The 16,127-nt window shown below is 50.4% G+C and carries 13 protein-coding genes, 1 tRNA gene and 1 riboswitch; of the genes, 11 read left to right on the top strand and 3 right to left on the bottom strand.

Annotated elements, in window-relative coordinates:
- Window positions 1–101 precede the first annotated feature (101 nt).
- The 7 genes from MKX98_RS24330 (at window position 102) to pgmB (ending at window position 10,598) form a co-directional block, all read left to right on the top strand.
- The gene (locus tag MKX98_RS24330) at window positions 102–1,121 is read left to right on the top strand and encodes a helix-turn-helix domain-containing protein (RefSeq protein ID WP_339218882.1); all 1,020 of its coding nucleotides are present in this window, start codon (window positions 102–104) and stop codon (window positions 1,119–1,121) included.
- On the top strand, window positions 1,118–2,920 hold the full coding sequence (locus tag MKX98_RS24325; RefSeq protein WP_339218880.1) for a histidine kinase: 1,803 nt from the start codon (window positions 1,118–1,120) through the stop codon (window positions 2,918–2,920). Before MKX98_RS24330 ends, MKX98_RS24325 begins: the two co-directional genes overlap by 4 nt.
- A 147-nt stretch (window positions 2,921–3,067) precedes the next feature.
- Window positions 3,068–4,582: an extracellular solute-binding protein gene (locus MKX98_RS24320; protein ID WP_339218878.1), complete on the top strand. Its 1,515-nt coding sequence runs from the start codon at window positions 3,068–3,070 to the stop codon at window positions 4,580–4,582.
- 330 nt (window positions 4,583–4,912) lie between these two features.
- Window positions 4,913–6,262: an MFS transporter gene (locus MKX98_RS24315; protein WP_339218876.1), complete on the top strand. Its 1,350-nt coding sequence runs from the start codon at window positions 4,913–4,915 to the stop codon at window positions 6,260–6,262.
- Window positions 6,263–6,485: 223 nt separating this feature from the next.
- Window positions 6,486–8,036 carry a sulfatase gene (locus MKX98_RS24310; protein ID WP_339218874.1) on the top strand — a complete coding sequence of 517 codons (1,551 nt, stop codon included), beginning with the start codon at window positions 6,486–6,488 and terminating at the stop codon, window positions 8,034–8,036.
- 95 nt (window positions 8,037–8,131) lie between these two features.
- A complete protein-coding gene (locus tag MKX98_RS24305) occupies window positions 8,132–9,838 on the top strand; it encodes a glycoside hydrolase family 3 N-terminal domain-containing protein (RefSeq protein ID WP_339218873.1) in 1,707 nt (568 codons plus the stop codon).
- A 118-nt stretch (window positions 9,839–9,956) separates the two neighbouring features.
- Window positions 9,957–10,598 carry a beta-phosphoglucomutase gene (pgmB, locus tag MKX98_RS24300; RefSeq protein WP_339218872.1) on the top strand — a complete coding sequence of 214 codons (642 nt, stop codon included), beginning with the start codon at window positions 9,957–9,959 and terminating at the stop codon, window positions 10,596–10,598.
- Window positions 10,599–10,899: 301 nt separating this feature from the next.
- On the opposite strand, the gene MKX98_RS24295 is transcribed toward pgmB, so the two are convergent.
- Complete coding sequence (locus tag MKX98_RS24295) at window positions 10,900–12,090, bottom strand: ROK family protein (protein WP_339218871.1); 1,191 nt, start codon at window positions 12,088–12,090, stop codon at window positions 10,900–10,902.
- Window positions 12,091–12,459: 369 nt separating this feature from the next.
- Between MKX98_RS24295 and MKX98_RS24290 the strand changes: the two genes are divergently transcribed.
- The 4 genes from MKX98_RS24290 (at window position 12,460) to MKX98_RS24275 (ending at window position 14,670) form a co-directional block, all read left to right on the top strand.
- Window positions 12,460–12,999, top strand: a complete 540-nt coding sequence (locus MKX98_RS24290) for a chromate transporter (protein ID WP_339218869.1) — start codon at window positions 12,460–12,462, stop codon at window positions 12,997–12,999.
- Between the two features lie 14 nt (window positions 13,000–13,013).
- Window positions 13,014–13,547: a chromate transporter gene (locus tag MKX98_RS24285; protein ID WP_339218868.1), complete on the top strand. Its 534-nt coding sequence runs from the start codon at window positions 13,014–13,016 to the stop codon at window positions 13,545–13,547.
- Window positions 13,548–13,650: 103 nt separating this feature from the next.
- Window positions 13,651–13,734: transfer RNA gene (locus MKX98_RS24280), tRNA-Leu, on the top strand.
- A 195-nt stretch (window positions 13,735–13,929) separates the two neighbouring features.
- Window positions 13,930–14,670 carry a hypothetical protein gene (locus MKX98_RS24275; protein ID WP_339218867.1) on the top strand — a complete coding sequence of 247 codons (741 nt, stop codon included), beginning with the start codon at window positions 13,930–13,932 and terminating at the stop codon, window positions 14,668–14,670.
- Window positions 14,671–14,769: 99 nt separating this feature from the next.
- Here the strand turns inward: MKX98_RS24275 and MKX98_RS24270 are convergent, their stop codons facing one another.
- Window positions 14,770–14,961 carry a hypothetical protein gene (locus tag MKX98_RS24270; RefSeq protein ID WP_194543915.1) on the bottom strand — a complete coding sequence of 64 codons (192 nt, stop codon included), beginning with the start codon at window positions 14,959–14,961 and terminating at the stop codon, window positions 14,770–14,772.
- Window positions 14,962–15,128: 167 nt separating this feature from the next.
- Window positions 15,129–15,725: a helix-turn-helix transcriptional regulator gene (locus tag MKX98_RS24265; protein ID WP_194543914.1), complete on the bottom strand. Its 597-nt coding sequence runs from the start codon at window positions 15,723–15,725 to the stop codon at window positions 15,129–15,131.
- Between the two features lie 289 nt (window positions 15,726–16,014).
- A riboswitch (purine riboswitch) is annotated at window positions 16,015–16,114 on the top strand.
- The last annotated feature ends 13 nt before the right edge of the window (window positions 16,115–16,127 follow it).

Below are 16,127 nucleotides of genomic sequence, written 5' to 3'. Positions count from 1 at the left end.
TCCAATATGACATTATCTTTGTTATAGTCAAGGTATTCAAGATGATTTTAGGATCAATAAATAATCAGAACCAATCATAAATTACAATCCGGGGGATACAGATGTTTCATGTATTGGTTGCAGAGGATGAAATATGGATTCGCAACGGCATCGTGGAGATGATCGAGCGGTTTGGGCTTGATTTTAAAGTGGTGGCCCAGGCCAGCGATGGAATTGAGGCGTGGAATCAGATTAATGAGGTGTGGCCGAACGTGGTTATCACCGATATCGTCATGCCGGAGCTTGACGGGTTGTCTTTGCTTGGTAAATGCGATGAATACAAGCTGGGCATCGTCCCGATCGTAATTAGCGGTTATGAGAATTTCGCCTATGCTCAACAGGCCATTCGGTACGGAGCGACGGAATATTTGCTTAAGCCGGTTGTGGCAGAAGATTTGAAGCAGGCGCTGCTGCGTTCCGTGGAACGGCTGCAAAGCTCGGTCCATCTTTATGACCCTCTTTATAAAATTCAGGAATTTCTTGGCGTCATGGAAGTGTGGGATCACCAAAGACTGGCTGGTGAAGCAAACCGGATCCTGAGCTCCATTTATAAGGCAAAAGTTCCGCATCCGGGAATTCGAAACGGATTGCTCCGTATATTCTCTGATAAGCTGAACGAGCAGCTTAGGGGGATCGATCCGTTTCATCAGCATCTGCAGCTCGGGGATCCGTCCGACAAACTTGCCGTACAAGCTCATTTTACCCATTTGCTTGAGCAATGGTCGCGTCAATTGAATGCCGCTTCTTCAGGCCATAGAAAACGATTTTTGAGCAAGCGGGTGACCGAATATGTGGAGCAAAACTACGCCAAGGAAATTACGCTGGCGCAGATTGCGGAATACACTGATTTAAGTGTTTCCAGATTCTGTGTGCTGTTCAAGCAGCAGTACGGGGACTCCTTTATCAATCATTTGAATAAATACAGGATTGAAAAAGCCAAACAGCTGCTGCTGGAGCCGGATCTGAAAGTTTATGAGGTAGCTGATATGGTCGGTTTTTCCTCCATGCCGTACTTTAACCGTTTGTTCAAAAGCCTAACGGACAGGTCACCGGGTGAATATCGCAGGAGCCTGGGCTTATGAACGATAAATTTTCTCCCTTACGATCCATCAAGCAAAGAATGATTGCGCTGTTTGTTGGTCTCAGTATTTTGTCGGTGTGTCTGACAGCCGGTTTTTCCCACTATTTTTACAGCAAAGCGGTCAAAGAAGAGTTTGTGATGATTGCGGAAGAGGCGACAGGCCGGCTGAACCATCATTTGGAGTTTTACTTCAGGCAAATGAAAAAATCGACAAATACGTTACTGAATACCGATTTGGTTCAAAAGTGGCTGAGTGAAGGTTATACCCCTATTGTAGAAGATATCGCCGGCATCGAAAAGGAAATGAACACTTACGTTTCTTTCAATTTTCGGGAAATCAACAATATGTTTCTCGTTTCCAACGATTTAAGGATTCTTCCGCTAAACAAAAGCTATATTCCGCAAGACCAAAAAATGATGGATGCCTGGCTCAGCGATATCAAGGAAGTTACGGTCTCGCCTACGCATCGGCTGAGTGAAAACGGCCCTTTGGTCATGGATATGATCATCCCGATCCACAGCACACAAACGACGAGAATCATCGGCAAGTTAGTGCTGCAATTTTCGCTGACCGAAATTGATGCCGCATTCGATAAATCCCGGCTCGGAAAAAGCGGCTATTTCTTCCTGTTGTCGAAGGAAGATATCGTGGTGAACCATCCCGATAAGGTATGGGTGGGCAAGAATCGGAGCGACACGCCGCTTAAGGGTCTGGACTTGAAGGTGGATAATGGGACCAACTCGCAAACATGGAACGGCGAGCCTTATCTGGTCTCTGTCAATGAATCAGGTTACACAGGCTGGAATATCGTATCCGTCGTTCCCTATGCCGAGATGGCGAAAGGATTGAATTCGGCGGTGTTATCCACGATGATCGCCTTGATGATTCTGGCGGTTTGCATCTTTCTGATCATTCCCATTCTGGTTTCCCAGTTTGTGGGTCCGCTCAAGCATATTAAGACGAGAATGGAGCGAGTCGCCAAGGGCAATTTGGAGGTGAGGGCAGAGCAAGCCTCCGGGATATATGAATACCAGGTATTGACCCTCAGCTTTAACTATATGGTTGAGCAGTTGAACGAACTGATGCAGGAGCTGGCTGAATATAAGGTGAAAGAGGTCGAACTGCAGTTAAGGCAGAGCGTGGCTACGGTAAGAGCGCTGCAGAACCAGATTAATCCGCATTTGCTCTACAACACGCTGGATATTATCAAGAGCATTGCTTATCTGGAGGAAGTTCCATTGATCGAGAAAATCGCTCATAACTTGGCCGATGTATACCGGTATGCATCGAAAGCGGCCGATCAGGAAGTGTCGCTCCGCGAAGAACTGGGCATCCTGATTAAATATTTGGATATCGTCCACATCCGTTATCCGAGAAAATTCGAGAGCAGCGTTCGCGTGAATGAGAAGTTCATGGATTGTCCGATCATCAAACTGACCGTCCAGCCAATCGTAGAGAACGCCGTCAAGTACGCCGTGGAAGCGAAGGGAGGCAATGCCGCGATTATGGTAAACGCTTACGATGAGCGGAGCGATCTGATCATCGAAATTGCCGACAACGGCCCGGGAATTCCGGAAGAGCTGCTTAGGGAGCTGGAGGATCAATTCCGTGAAAGTTCGCCTGGTGAAAACACGTTTGGAGGCGAGTCCATCGGACTCGCGAATGTTCACGCCCGGATTCGTTTGAAGTACGGCGACCGATACGGCATTTCCATACACTCTTTCCCGGGCCGCGGCAGCGTGGTCAGCATTCGAATTCCTTTAAGGAACGGGCATGGCGATGCGTTCCAAACAGGTTAAAAGTGCGAGTTCAAAAAGTCAGGTTTTCAGCATCCGCTTAGGCCCGGCTGAATTCATGATTCGAAGTCGTGATCACTTCCTGAACTGCTTCGTGATCAAAAGGTGACTTTTTGAACTACCTCTAAATAGAACAAGTGGGGGATAGGTATGAAGAAATGGACCGCTGTGCTGCTGGCCGTGTTATGGCTATCGGGGCTTCTCGGTTGTTCCGTCAACCGTGGGAACGGACCGGCCGGGGAAGGGGCTCCGGGGGGCAGGGACGCGGAGGCTCCCGTAGAACTGAATATGATGACCTTCAGTTTCGCAGGAGGCGGCTGGCCGCAGGATCATGTGATCGTCAGGGAATTGAATAAGCGCTTAAACATCAAGCTGAGTATCGAGTGGATTCCCATGGAGGTTTATGGGAAGAAAATGAATGTAATGGCCGCTTCCAATGATTTTCCGGACGTATTCCTCATTGAAGGACCGGAGTTCAATAAGTGGAAAGATAAAGGCGTCTTTATGGATATACAGCCACAGTTAGCACAATATCCCAATTTCACAAAATATTTGAGTCAAGAATATCTGGAGCTCATGAATCCGAAGGGGAAAATATACGGATTGCCATTTTATATCACAGATACACGGGATTCCTTGATTATCCGCAAGGATTGGCTGGACAAGCTGGGGCTTCGGATGCCTGCCACCGTGGATGAATTTCTTGAAGTGGCCAAGGCGTTTGCGCAGCAGGACCCCGACGGGAACGGAGAAGCCGATACATTCGGTTTTTCCTTTAGTATCGTCAATGGGAAATTTACGAATCTCGATGCGATGATCGGCGCTTTCGGGCTCGGTAACGAGTGGATCGAACAGAATGGGGAGCTGATTCCCCAGCAGGTGCAAACGGAGGAGCTGAAGCAATTGCTGGCTTTTCTTCAGGAGGCTTATGCATCCGGAGCGCTTGACCCGGAATTTACCACGAACAAGGTCAAGGATCCGCTTGCCAAATTGGAGGCGGGGAAAGTGGGCATCGCCACCGTTGTCCCCAACGAGTTTTATACTTCGACCCTGCCGGCAATCAAACGAAGTGACCCGCAGGCGGAGCTCGTCCAATTAATTCCGCCCAAAGGGCCAACCGGGCTTCAGGCGACACACACGATCGTAAATACAAGCAAAATCGTGGTTAACGCCAACATCGAACCGGCCAAGCAGCAAAAAGCGCTGGAGCTATTGAATTATTTATTGTCCGACGAAGGCTATGATTTAATTAAAAACGGCATTGAAGGGCTGCATTACGAAAGGACCGCCGCTGGCACGTTCAAGAAGCTGGAGGCGTTTGACATAGACCGACCGCAGCTTCTCTCCGTGTGGTTTTTTCGCCGCTATGACCCGGAGGTTCAGATTCGAAAATGGGATGATCCGGTGTATGTTGAAAACGTTCTTAAATTTTACGAGAATAATGCCAAATATCGTTGGAAGAATCCAGCGGAAGGTCTGTCCAGCGAAACGTTTGATCAAAAGGGGCTGCGGCTTCAGGAGAAATGGATGAATACGATCACCAAGGTTGCCATGGGGCAGCTTCCCGTAAGTGCCGTGGACGAGGCGGCGGAGGTATGGAGGCAGGAAGGCGGAGATCGGATCATCCAGGAAATGAACGAAGAATTTCAGAAAACAAAAGAATAGCATGCCTGCTGCCTGGCGGCCATTCCCGATCATCCATCGGTGAATGGCCGCTTTTTCTCTTTATTTAACATGAAGGGCTGGTCACACGCGAAAATCCGGCAACAAACAAAAAGATCGGTTAAGGATTTCGCTTGGGAATGGTTGTAGAGTAAGAGTGGGCCAAGAGTAGAAGGGGTGATTCGACATAAACAGCTAGTGGGCCGCCGCATAAGAGAGAAAGCGCTTCATTAGCGAAAACGAGGACTCCAGCGGCAATGACAGGATCGGCAATGACAGGATCGATTGACCCGAAAGGAAGGAAAACGCTGAAACCATGGGAGGCAATAATAAATGAAAGAGCCAAATCAAGTTTCTTTTAAGGAAAAGGTCAGTTATGGACTGGGAGATACCGCGTCCAATCTAATCTTTACCGTCATTACTACCTACCTGATGTTCTTTTACACCGATGTTTACGGATTGAATGTGGCTGCGGTCGGTACTTTGTTCCTGGTCGCCAGGATGATCGACGCTTTGGACGGCCCGATTTTCGGGGTGTTGATTGACCGTACCAGTACCAAATGGGGGAAATCGAGACCGTATTTCCTCTGGCTCTCCGTTCCGTTTGGAATCGTGGCCATTTTAACGTTTATGACGCCGGATTTAAGCCCCACCGGTAAATTGATTTACGCCTACGCAACCTATATTACACTCGGTATTTTGTATGCGGGGGTCAACATTCCGTTATCGTCCATGCTGCCGAGCTTAACGAGCAATTCCCAGGAAAGAACCGTTGTCAATACCTATCGAATGGTCGGCGGGCAAGCAGGCGCATTCATCGTCAACGCTGCGGTACTGCCGCTGGTCGCCTTTTTTGGCGGTGGGAACCAACAGCAAGGCTTTCTCTACACCATGATATTGTTTGCGGTGGTCGGCGTCTCTTTTTTCTTTATCACGTTTGCCAATACGAGAGAGCGCGTGCAGTCCAATGGGAATAAACCCGTTCCTTTTAAAGAAGGCGTGAAAGCGCTAAAAGGGAACTGGCCGTGGTGGATTTTGCTGGTTGTTAACGTTCTGTTGTTTATTTCCACCATCGTGATGAATCAATCAACGATCTACTTCCTAAGATACAATCTGGGTCGTGCTGATCTGGTGCCGGTCATCAACGGATTATCGAGTCTAATGCTGGTCGGAATTATCCTGGTGCCGTTTTTGGCGAAAGTAATGGGCAAGCGAAACACGGTTATCTTAGGATTTGTTCTGGCTGTAGCGGGGCAGTTGATCATCTATTTTGGTTCGGAGTTCATCTCGATTCCGCTCCTGGTGACCGGAAGAGTGCTGTCCAAGGTGGGACTTGGCGTGGTAGCCGGCATCAAATTTGCCATGATCGCCGACACGGTGGATTTCGGCGAATGGAAGACAGGCGTGCGCGCGCAAGGGCTGCTGATGGCTGCCTCCACCTTCGGCGTCAAATTCGGCATGGGGCTCGGGGGAGCGATTGCCGCATGGATTATGTCGATAGGCGGATATGTTCCCAACCAGACGCAGACACCTTCTGCCTTGCTCGCGCTTCAGTTTAATTTCTTGTGGGTGCCGATGATCTGTTTCGTACTTTCTATCGTTCTCATGATGTTCTATCGACTGGATAAACAAGAGGAAACCATGAAGCAAGAGCTTGAGCACAATCGGGCCGTTACCGTTTAAGCTTCAAAGCGAAGTCGGCGATATGGAAGGAGCGGACATCACGTTACAGGATGTTCTCTCCTTCTATCTATTGGCTTGCCGCATTCCAGAAAGATAGAGTAACAAACAAAAAGATTGTATAAGGAATATGCTTCGGATTGCATGTAAATTTAAGTGTGTATGAGTTTTGCAGGCCATGAGATCCACCATGCTGTGAAAATGATAACAAACAGGAGGGTTTTTTATGAGAATCTTGTTTTTGGATCTGGATTCGACCAACCCGGAACATTTGGGCTGCTACGGCTATCACCGCAATACATCGCCCAATATTGATAAAATTGCGGCCGAGGGCGTTCGTTTTACCAATTACTATACTTCGGATGCGCCCTGTGCTCCTTCCCGCACCGCGCTCATGAGCGGGCAGTTCGGGATTCGCAACGGTCTCGTCGGTCACGGCGGCACGGCGGGAGATATGAAGCTGGAGGGCGAGAAGCGTGAACTGATGGGCAGACTTACCCGAGGTGTCGCCTTTCCGTCGTATCTGCAATTGGTCGGCGGGCTAAATACCACCTTGATCAGTCCTTTCCCGCAGCGCCACTCCACGTTTGCTTTCTATGCCGGTTTTAATGAAATCATCAATACGGGTCATCTCGGTAACGAGTCTGCTGACGACGTAACACCTGTCGCGCTGGATTGGATTGAACGCAATGCGAAGAAGGACGACTGGTTCCTTTATGTGAATTATTGGGATCCGCATACCCCTTACCGGACGCCGCTAGAATACGGAAATCCTTTTGAGGACGATCCGCTGCCGCAGTGGATAACGGAAGATGTGCTGGAGCGGCATAAGGAAATGGTCGGTTCTCACAGCGCACGGGAACTCAACATTGATTTCAGAACCAAGAGCTACGACAATGCCACTACTCCCGATTTTCCGCGTCACCCAGGTGAAATCCTTGATATGGACGGCCTGAGAACGATGATTGACGGTTACGATTGCGGCATCCGTTATATGGACGATCACTTGGGAAGATTGTTTGCTGCTCTGGAACAACAAGGCGTTATGGACGATCTGCTCATTGTGATAACCGCTGACCATGGCGAAAATATGGGGCAGCTCGGGATCTACGGCGAGCATGCCACTGCGGATCAGGGAACCGGCCGGATTCCGATGATCATCCGCTGGCCGGGCATGAAGCAGGGCCTCGTAAATGACAGCCTGCACTATCATCTGGACTTGCTGCCGACGGTGGCCGAAATGCTCGGCTTTGATCCGATGCCGGATTGGGATGGAGTCAGCTATGCTCCGGTTCTCCGGGAGGGAGCCGACTGCGGGCGGGATTACCTGGTCGTGTCGCAATGCGCTCACGTCGTACAGCGCAGTGTCCGCTTCCGTGATTGGCTCTACATCCGCAGCTATCATGACGGTTATCACCTATTTGACAAGGAGATGCTGTTCAATTTGCGGGAGGATCCGAACGAGCAGCATAATGTTGCCGCCGAGAACCGCGATGTGTGCATGGAAGCTGTCTATTTGCTGAACGAGTGGCATGACGAAATGATGGCACGCACGGGTGATGATAAAGATCCGCTGTGGACGGTCATGAAAGAAGGAGGTCCTTTCCACGCCAAAGGTTACCTGCCGGGTTACCTGAAGCGGCTGGAGGAAACCGGCAGAGCCAAGCAGGCTGCCGAACTGGCGCACCGGCATCCGCAGGAGCTTCCGCCGAAGCCGGCCAGCGAAATTGAGAAGCTGGTAAGAAAGAGGCTCTCGGAACAGATGGGCCCTCATTAATTAACATGAACATGGCTATATAAGTTGAGGACGAACATAGGTTCAACTTATATAGCCGCTTTTCTTCAAAAATATATAGTTAGGAGATGAGAAACATGGTCGATTTAAAAGCCAAACCGTTTTATTTATCCAATGAAGACGTCACTTGGGTGCAGAAGACACTGGCGGAGATGACATTGGACGAGAAGGTTGGGCAGCTGTTCTGTCTGGTGGGCTATTCCGCGGAAGAGGAATACTTGAAGAAGCTGGCGAGAGACTACAAGGCCGGAGGCTTGATGTGTCGGCCCATGGCCGCTAGCAGCGTCGTAAATACGGTGCAAACGCTGCAGGAGAACGCCAAAATTCCGATGCTGATCGCGGCCAATCTGGAGAAAGGCGGTACGGGGGTTGCCGAGGAAGGAACCACCATTGGGTCCGTGATGCAGGTTGCTGCTACCGATGACGATGAGATGGCCTACAAGTTGGGCGTCGTCTGCGGGCGCGAGGGCGCGGCTGTCGGCTGCAACTGGGCGTTTGCGCCAATCATCGACATCGATTACAACTTCCGCAACCCGATTACCAACACGCGTACGTTCGGCTCGGATCCAGAGCGGGTGCGCCGCATGGGCGTTCGATATGTCAATGGCGTGCAGCAAAACGGCGTCGCGGCCTCCATCAAGCACTTCCCGGGCGACGGGGTGGACGAGCGGGACCAGCATCTGGTGGAAAGCGTTAATTCCTTGTCGTGCGAAGAATGGGATAGGACTTACGGTGAGGTCTACAAAGCCTGCATTGAGGAAGGCGCGATGACGGTGATGGTCGGTCATATCCTGCAGCCGGCTTACAGCCGGAGGCTCAATCCGGCGCTGAAGGATGAGGAGATATTACCGGCCTCCTTATCTTATGAATTGGTAACGAGGCTGCTGAAGGAACAGCTTGGCTTTAACGGCCTGGTCGTGACTGATGCTTCGACCATGGCCGGCATGATGATTTCGATGCCACGGTCGCAGGCCGTTCCGCGGGCGATCGCCGCAGGCTGCGATATGTTCCTGTTCTGCCGCAGCCTGGAAGAGGATTCTGGTTACATGAAGCAAGGGATTGAGGACGGCATCATCACCGAGGAGCGCCTGAACGAAGCATTGACTCGGATTTTGGGACTGAAAGCGGCGCTGAACCTGCACCGCAAGCAGGCGGAAGGGACGCTTGCGCCTCGTCTGGAAGAAGCTATGAAGGCGCTGGGAGCAGAAGAACACCAGCAATGGTCAGTCGAGTGCGCGGACAAGGCAGTGAGCCTGGTCAAAGAAGAAGAAGGGGTGCTGCCGATCCATCCGGACAAGCACAAGCGTGTGCTGTTCTACGACATTGAATCCCAGCAAGGGGTAGCCTATAGCGCTCGGACTGGAGCCGCTGAGCTGTTCAAAGAAAGGCTGAAGGACGAGGGCTTCGAGGTGAGTACCTTTGAAGTGAATCCCGGGTTTGAAGGCATGATGTCGTCGCAAAGCGAGGTGCTCGGCAAGTATGATCTGATGATCTATCTGGCCAACCTGGTCACCAAAAGCAACCAAACGGTGGTACGCATCGAATGGAAGCAGCCGATGGGAGCCAATGTGCCAACCTATATGACCTCCATTCCGACGGTGTTCATCTCTATTGAGAACCCGTACCATCTGCTGGATGTGCCGCGGGTGAAGACCTTTATTAACGCCTACAATTCGAACGACAACGTGCTGCAGGCGCTGATCGACAAGCTGATGGGGCGGTCGGAATTCAAAGGAACGAGCCCAGTCGACCCATTCTGTGGTCTGTGGGACGCCGGATTGTAAGCAGGATAAAGTCGCCGCGGGCGCGACAAGTGGCCGCAAATTGCCCGCGGAGATGAAGAGATTGCAGGAATTAAGAGTGAAAGCAAATGGAGAAAGCGGATCAGGAGGTAGGAGAAGTATGGATCGGCGGTATGAGGCGATTATTTTCGATCTGGACGGTGTCATTGTTTCAACGGATCGTTATCATTTCCTGGCGTGGTCCCAACTGGCCTGGCAGGAGAGAATTGAATTTAATGAAGAAATCAATCACCGGCTGCGCGGCGTTAGCCGCATGGAAAGTCTGGAGATTATACTGGAAAAAGCCAGCAAACGTTATACGCCAGTAGAGAAGCTGGAACTGGCTGAGCGGAAAAACGAGGTTTACCGCGGTCTGCTGGGCGATCTGACCGCTGGCGATATGCTGCCGGGGGTGGTGGATACTTTGTCCGCCCTACGCGAGCGGGGACACAAAATCGCCATCGGTTCGTCCAGCAAAAATACGCCGGTGATTTTGGAGCGGATCGGCTTGTCCGGTTATTTCGACGCGGTGGCGGACGGGAACGGGATCAAGCACAGCAAACCGGACCCAGAGGTGTTTCTGCTGGCGGCCGGCAGGCTTGGTATTCCTCCCGAACAATGTCTTGTCGTTGAAGATGCGGAGGCCGGAGTGGTCGCGGCCAAACGCGGCGGCATGGCGGCTGCGGCCATCGGCGAGGCGAGGAACTGCAAGGAAGCGGATTACTCTCTGGGGTCGATAGCGGACTTGTTGCTTTATGTGTGAACAAGATAGAGGAATTTGGAGATACGAGATCAACTTGCCATGAATTGCCGGAGGCGCCGTTGAAACGGCGCCTCTTCTTTGTACTTGGGCTGGTACCGGTAACAACCATAAGACAGTTGGTCAACGGCTGGTTAGACTTTGCTGTAAACTGGCAACGGACCTGAACGACCTTATTGCCCCAAAGGCAGAGTTTCGAATTCTAACGAATTGTACACTCTTACATTCAGAGAGCACGGGATTTTGCCGAAACAACGTCACTGGAGTCCGTTAGGCCAGAAATAAATTTCCAGGCCCATCTTCATTAGTCTCCCCCCCACTCCTGCAGCATCATGACGGCCGCTCCGGTGGCAACGGCCTCTTCGAGAAGGACCCCCTGCGTGAAGAGCGGACTGTATTCGGGATAATGGTAGGTGTTCTTCTTGGCGATCTCCAGCGCGGTATCGAAGACCAGCGGATGCGCACCGACGAGCGGGCCGCCCAGAATGACGTATTCGGGATGAAGTGCATTGATCAGGTTGGCGAGCCCGATCCCCAGATAAGCAGCCGTTTCCGAGAATTGCTCTTTAACCAGCGGATCGTCTTGCTTCAGGGCGTCAACCAGCGTAGCAAAGTTAACCTGATCCGGCGAAATCCCGGACAGCAGGCTGCTGCGCCCGATTTTCAGTTGGGTTCGCACGCGTTCCTCGAGCGCCGGCACTGATACGAACGCCTCCAATGCCCCGTAATTGCCTTTTTCCCGCAGCCTTGGTCCATTGGCCTGGATGATCATTTGGCCGATCGCTCCTTCGGTATCCACGGCTCCGCGGAGAATCTGGCCACCGGACATCGCAGCCGACCGGATGTTAACGCCGGCGTGAACGTAAAGGGCATGCTGTATATTTTCGGTCCGCAGCGCCCAATGCTCGCCGATTAACGCGGTATTTGCCCCGTTGTCGAGTTTCGCCGGAAATCCCAGCCGCTCTGTCAGCATTTCGCAAATCGGCACGTTCTTCCAGGAGCAAGAGGGGAAAAATTCCGGTTCAAGAATGATCCCATTTCGTTGATCCAGCGGACCGACCGCTCCAATCCCCATACCCAAGACGTCGCCGGGCGAGATGCCGTGCTTGGCCAGAAACTCCCGGGCGTTGTTCACAACATGGTCGACAAACAGATCGGGCGTCATCTGTTCGTCCATTTTCCAGCGGGTCAGGGACAACGTGCCCAAGTGCATATCGTACAGTCCCAGCTTGGAATAAATGCGGGAAATCTCCAGTCCGAACAGGTAGCGGTAGGTCCGATTGGTCTGAAACAATATCGGCTTCCTTCCGCCTGTGGAGCTGCCGAGACCAGAGACGACGATGTGCCCTTGGGAGGTCATCTCTTCAAGCAAGCGCGTCATGCTGCTGCTGGTGAGCGGAAAATAATTTAACAAATCGGCCTTGGAGACGGTCCCGAGGTAAGAAATTCGATCATAAACCTGTTTTTTTATCGATGGATTGGAATGAGTAAGCATAGGTACGGTTCTCCATTTCCAAGTTAATTAGTCGGGATATCACAAGTATAGCGGCAACTTCGCCTTATTTCTAGTTAATTTCATAAGAATCACCAACATAACTCCAAAAATGAATTTACTTGTTTGAAAACGAGATCGGACTTGCTCGGAATCAAGACGATTCCATTGGTTTTTAATGATTAAATCAAAACTTTATATCAAAATGAAATTAACTATGCTATAATGAAGTAACTTATTCTACAAGAGTATATAGACAGTAAAGGGTGAGACGGGATGAACCATGAGCTAACCCGGCGTATGAAATTTTTAGGTCAAATATTTGGCGTTTTTTTTAAGATCGGTCCCTCCACGTTCGGGGGAGGATATGCGATGATCGCGACGATCGAACAGGAAATTGTGCATAAAAAGGGATGGATGAAACAGGATGAAATGGGGGATATGGTATCTATTTCCGGTTCCGCCCCCGGCGGAGTGGCCGTCAACTCCGCGGCGTTTATCGGTTATCGCCTCGGCGGAGTGCCGGGAGCCGTCGTGGCCGTAACCGCAATCACGCTGCCTACTTTTATCATCGTTTTTCTTCTCAGCCTGCTCAGCGTGATATTCAAAGATAATTTGAAAGTGGAAGCTGCTTTAAAAGGCATCCATGCCGCGGTGGTCGCCTTGATTATCGTAGCCGCTTTGAAAATGTGGAAATCCTCCATCCTGGATGCTGCGACGCTGATCATTACTGCGATAGCGGTTATGTTGCTTTTGTTCACCGGTATTCACTCGTTTTTGTTAATCTTAGGCGGACCGATTGCAGGGATAACGATCGTCCGGATTAAGCGAAAATGCGGGATGACCGTACGTATGGAAAAGGCGTGGACCGAGGAAAATCGGGAGCTGCATTTCCCCGAATATTACATCTGAAGGGTGATCATCTAATGCTGTGGCAGTTGTTTCTTGTCTTTATCAAAGTAGGGCTCATTTCATTTGGCGGCGGGTACGCGGTGATGACGCTGATTCAGCGGGAGGTGGCCGTAAAGGGATGGATGAATGCCGATGAATTTCAGGAGATTGTGGCATTGGCGGGAATGGCCCCCGGCTCCATTGCTACGAATGCCGCGACGCTGATTGGCTATTCAGAAGCGGGATTTTTAGGCGCTATAGCAGCTACGGTAGGCATCATTCTGCCTTCATTGGTTATCGTTATCTTAATTACGGCTTTCTTTATGAAGCTGCACAGCAGTGAATGGGTCAAGTCGTCGTTTTACGGTTTGCGTCCCATCGTAACAGGCTTAATCATTTACGCCGCAATCCACTTCGGACTAAGCGGGCGAAGCGAGCCGCTGCTGAGCTGGTCGATGACCGGAATGCTGCTGATTTGCGCAGTATGTCTTGTCCTGGTAACGAAATACAAAGTCCATCCATTTGCCGTGATTTTGTTGTCGGCCGTCGCGGGAATCGTCATGTTTTGAATGGAATCGAGGTTTGCAAATTGTTTTCTTTTGCTTGTTGACTCACTTGGCGATGCATGATATTATGAATTTCGTTGCTGCAAAACAATGCACAATAAAAAACGCGGTCGTGGCGGAATTGGCAGACGCGCACGGTTCAGGTCCGTGTGGGCTAACCCCCGTGGAGGTTCGAGTCCTCTCGACCGCATCTATGAAGCAAAGCTGTTTTTCAAGTGAAATTAAACTTGAAGAACAGCTTTTTTCGTTCCTCTTCATGTGGAAATCGCGTTATACTAAACTGGAGGAACCGTTCAGCTTTAGGGTGAATGGAGTGGATTTATAATATTTGGCCTGTTAGCAGAAGTCACTGGCGGGTTATTTTGAATACAAGGGGTGTGATCCTGTGATAAAACCTCGAAAAGGGCTTGGCTTTATTTTGTTGATGCTCGTAGCTGTGAGTTTGTCTGTTGGATGTCAACGAACAGATGTGGGGAATGTGGCTGAGCATCCTGTGCCTGAGCGATCGTTGGAATCTTCGAATGGAGATACTCAGAAGACAGAGCTCTCTTCCGGATCAGAAGATCCTTTAGGTGGAGGGAGCGACGCCGCAGGAAGCGGTGCGGTCGCAGAACAGAATGATACGGACGTAACTCCAGATAATCAGGCCGCTGAACCCGATGTGGATTTAGCAGATGTGACGGCGGTCCGGCACATTAATCATAACTCGGGCTGGATTGGTGGAGAAGGCTGGATTGCTTTTAGTGATAACGGTGGCACGGAATGGGAGGTTCAGGCTCAGCCAAAAGGCACCGTACGCCAAATCTTTGCACTGAATGGCAAGCAGGCCTGGACTGTGATGGAGAATAACGATCTGTACCGCACAACGGATGGCGGTGAGACGTGGATTCGGATTGGAAGCACGCCGAATGCCGGATTTCTTCATTTCATTTCGCCTGAAACAGGATTCAGCGGGCAAGCCAAAACCGAGGACGGGGGCCAAACCTGGAGCAACCTGGATATACCGGATACGACCGCCAGCAGTCCTGCCACGGGAGCTATCACCGATGAAGCTGCCAGAGCTCCCAAGAACGAAGAGGCTGTTTCAGGATCGTTGTATGTTGTTAACACGAAACCCCATAACTGATTGATAACAAAGAAGACCGGAGCTCTCCGGTCTTCTTTTTGTGGTTATGCCTCCAATCTCAGCAAGAAAGAGGCAGAACGATAAACATCATATCGTTCATTAAGGCAGCTCTTTGAATATCATTCGTGAGCCCAGCCATAGACCAGCGGCAACTCCGAATAAGCCGAAGAGGGCCACCAGGACGATCAGATTAAAGGAGTGCCAACCAAGCAGGAATCCAATACCGCTTCCCATGGTTGTTCCGGTGAGCAATCCCAGTGCAGCGCCAATCTGCTTATGACGTAACCTCATACTCACTCACCTCAATTGTTGGATGATGCGAACGGAATGTTACTTGTATTCCCTGATCGTCTGGAAATATGCCATTACAGAAAACAAGCCCGGCTTAGCCGGATCGACCCGGCAAGCTGAGCATTGGTTGGAATCATAAGTATGGTTACGTATAACAGCAGTTTTAATTATGAATTTTGCTTTAGTGCGCAATCTGCAAATAGAACAGATTTAGGGATCCGGAAGAACTGTTCCGCTTTTTCCTGGAACGCTGCGGATGGTACGGTGCCCTGGTGCAGCCATTTGCGGAATGTGCCAGGATGTACGCCGATCCAGCGGCTAACATCGCTTACCGACAAGTCATGAACCATGCACAGGCCTGTCAGAATCCGATTGCTAACGGGTGAGCGTGTCAGGGTGCGTTTCATGAAGCGGGAAGGTGCCGGCTGGCAGATTAAAGGTGACTTGTCCAGCAGTTCCTCCCTGAAGAGAATGTGACGGGGATAACCCAAATAGTCGCAGGCCCTCTCCAGGTTGTTTTTTCCGGGAACGCGTCCCTCATATACCCAGGCGCTGACACTACGGGAGGATACTCCCAGTTCCTCGGCCAATTGCGACAATTTGATATCGTTGGCCATAAGTACGGCTAGTAGGACGCGGTTGCGAATTTGGCAGCGGGTCGGCCGGCGAAAGCGCTTGACTCGCACACCTTTCCCCAAATATTTACGATTGATCAGGGACCACGCCTCAATGGAGTGTTTTTCTTGCTGCAGTTGTGTAGGCATAATTCCTCCGATTTTTTTAACACAATACTACAATATTCGACACTCACTTTTCAATAGCCAATCATAAAACAATTGTTTCCATTTCGTTGTTACCTGATTTATAAGTCGGACGTATTGGTCCGATAGACCTACTCATTTGATTGATTATTATAAAGCATTGTTCGCTTTTTGGTGGATAATAAAGGGGCGATTGGCGTTTAAAACGAGATTTATTGGAGTTAAATACGAACGATTCATGAAATACCGCTTGACTCATTCGTGAATTCGTTTTATATTAACAATGGTTGATGAAGAAAAAAAGATGCTTATTCGTATATCCCTGAAAATAAGGTTCAGGGGTTTCTACAAGGGACCTTAAATTCCTGACTACGAATAGGATGCGCAAGCATACCTATTCGGAGC

It is taken from the genome of Paenibacillus sp. FSL W7-1332, from assembly GCF_037969785.1.
Taxonomy (GTDB): Bacteria; Bacillota; Bacilli; order Paenibacillales; family Paenibacillaceae; genus Paenibacillus_AQ.
This window is presented reverse-complemented; position numbering and strand designations above follow the sequence as displayed.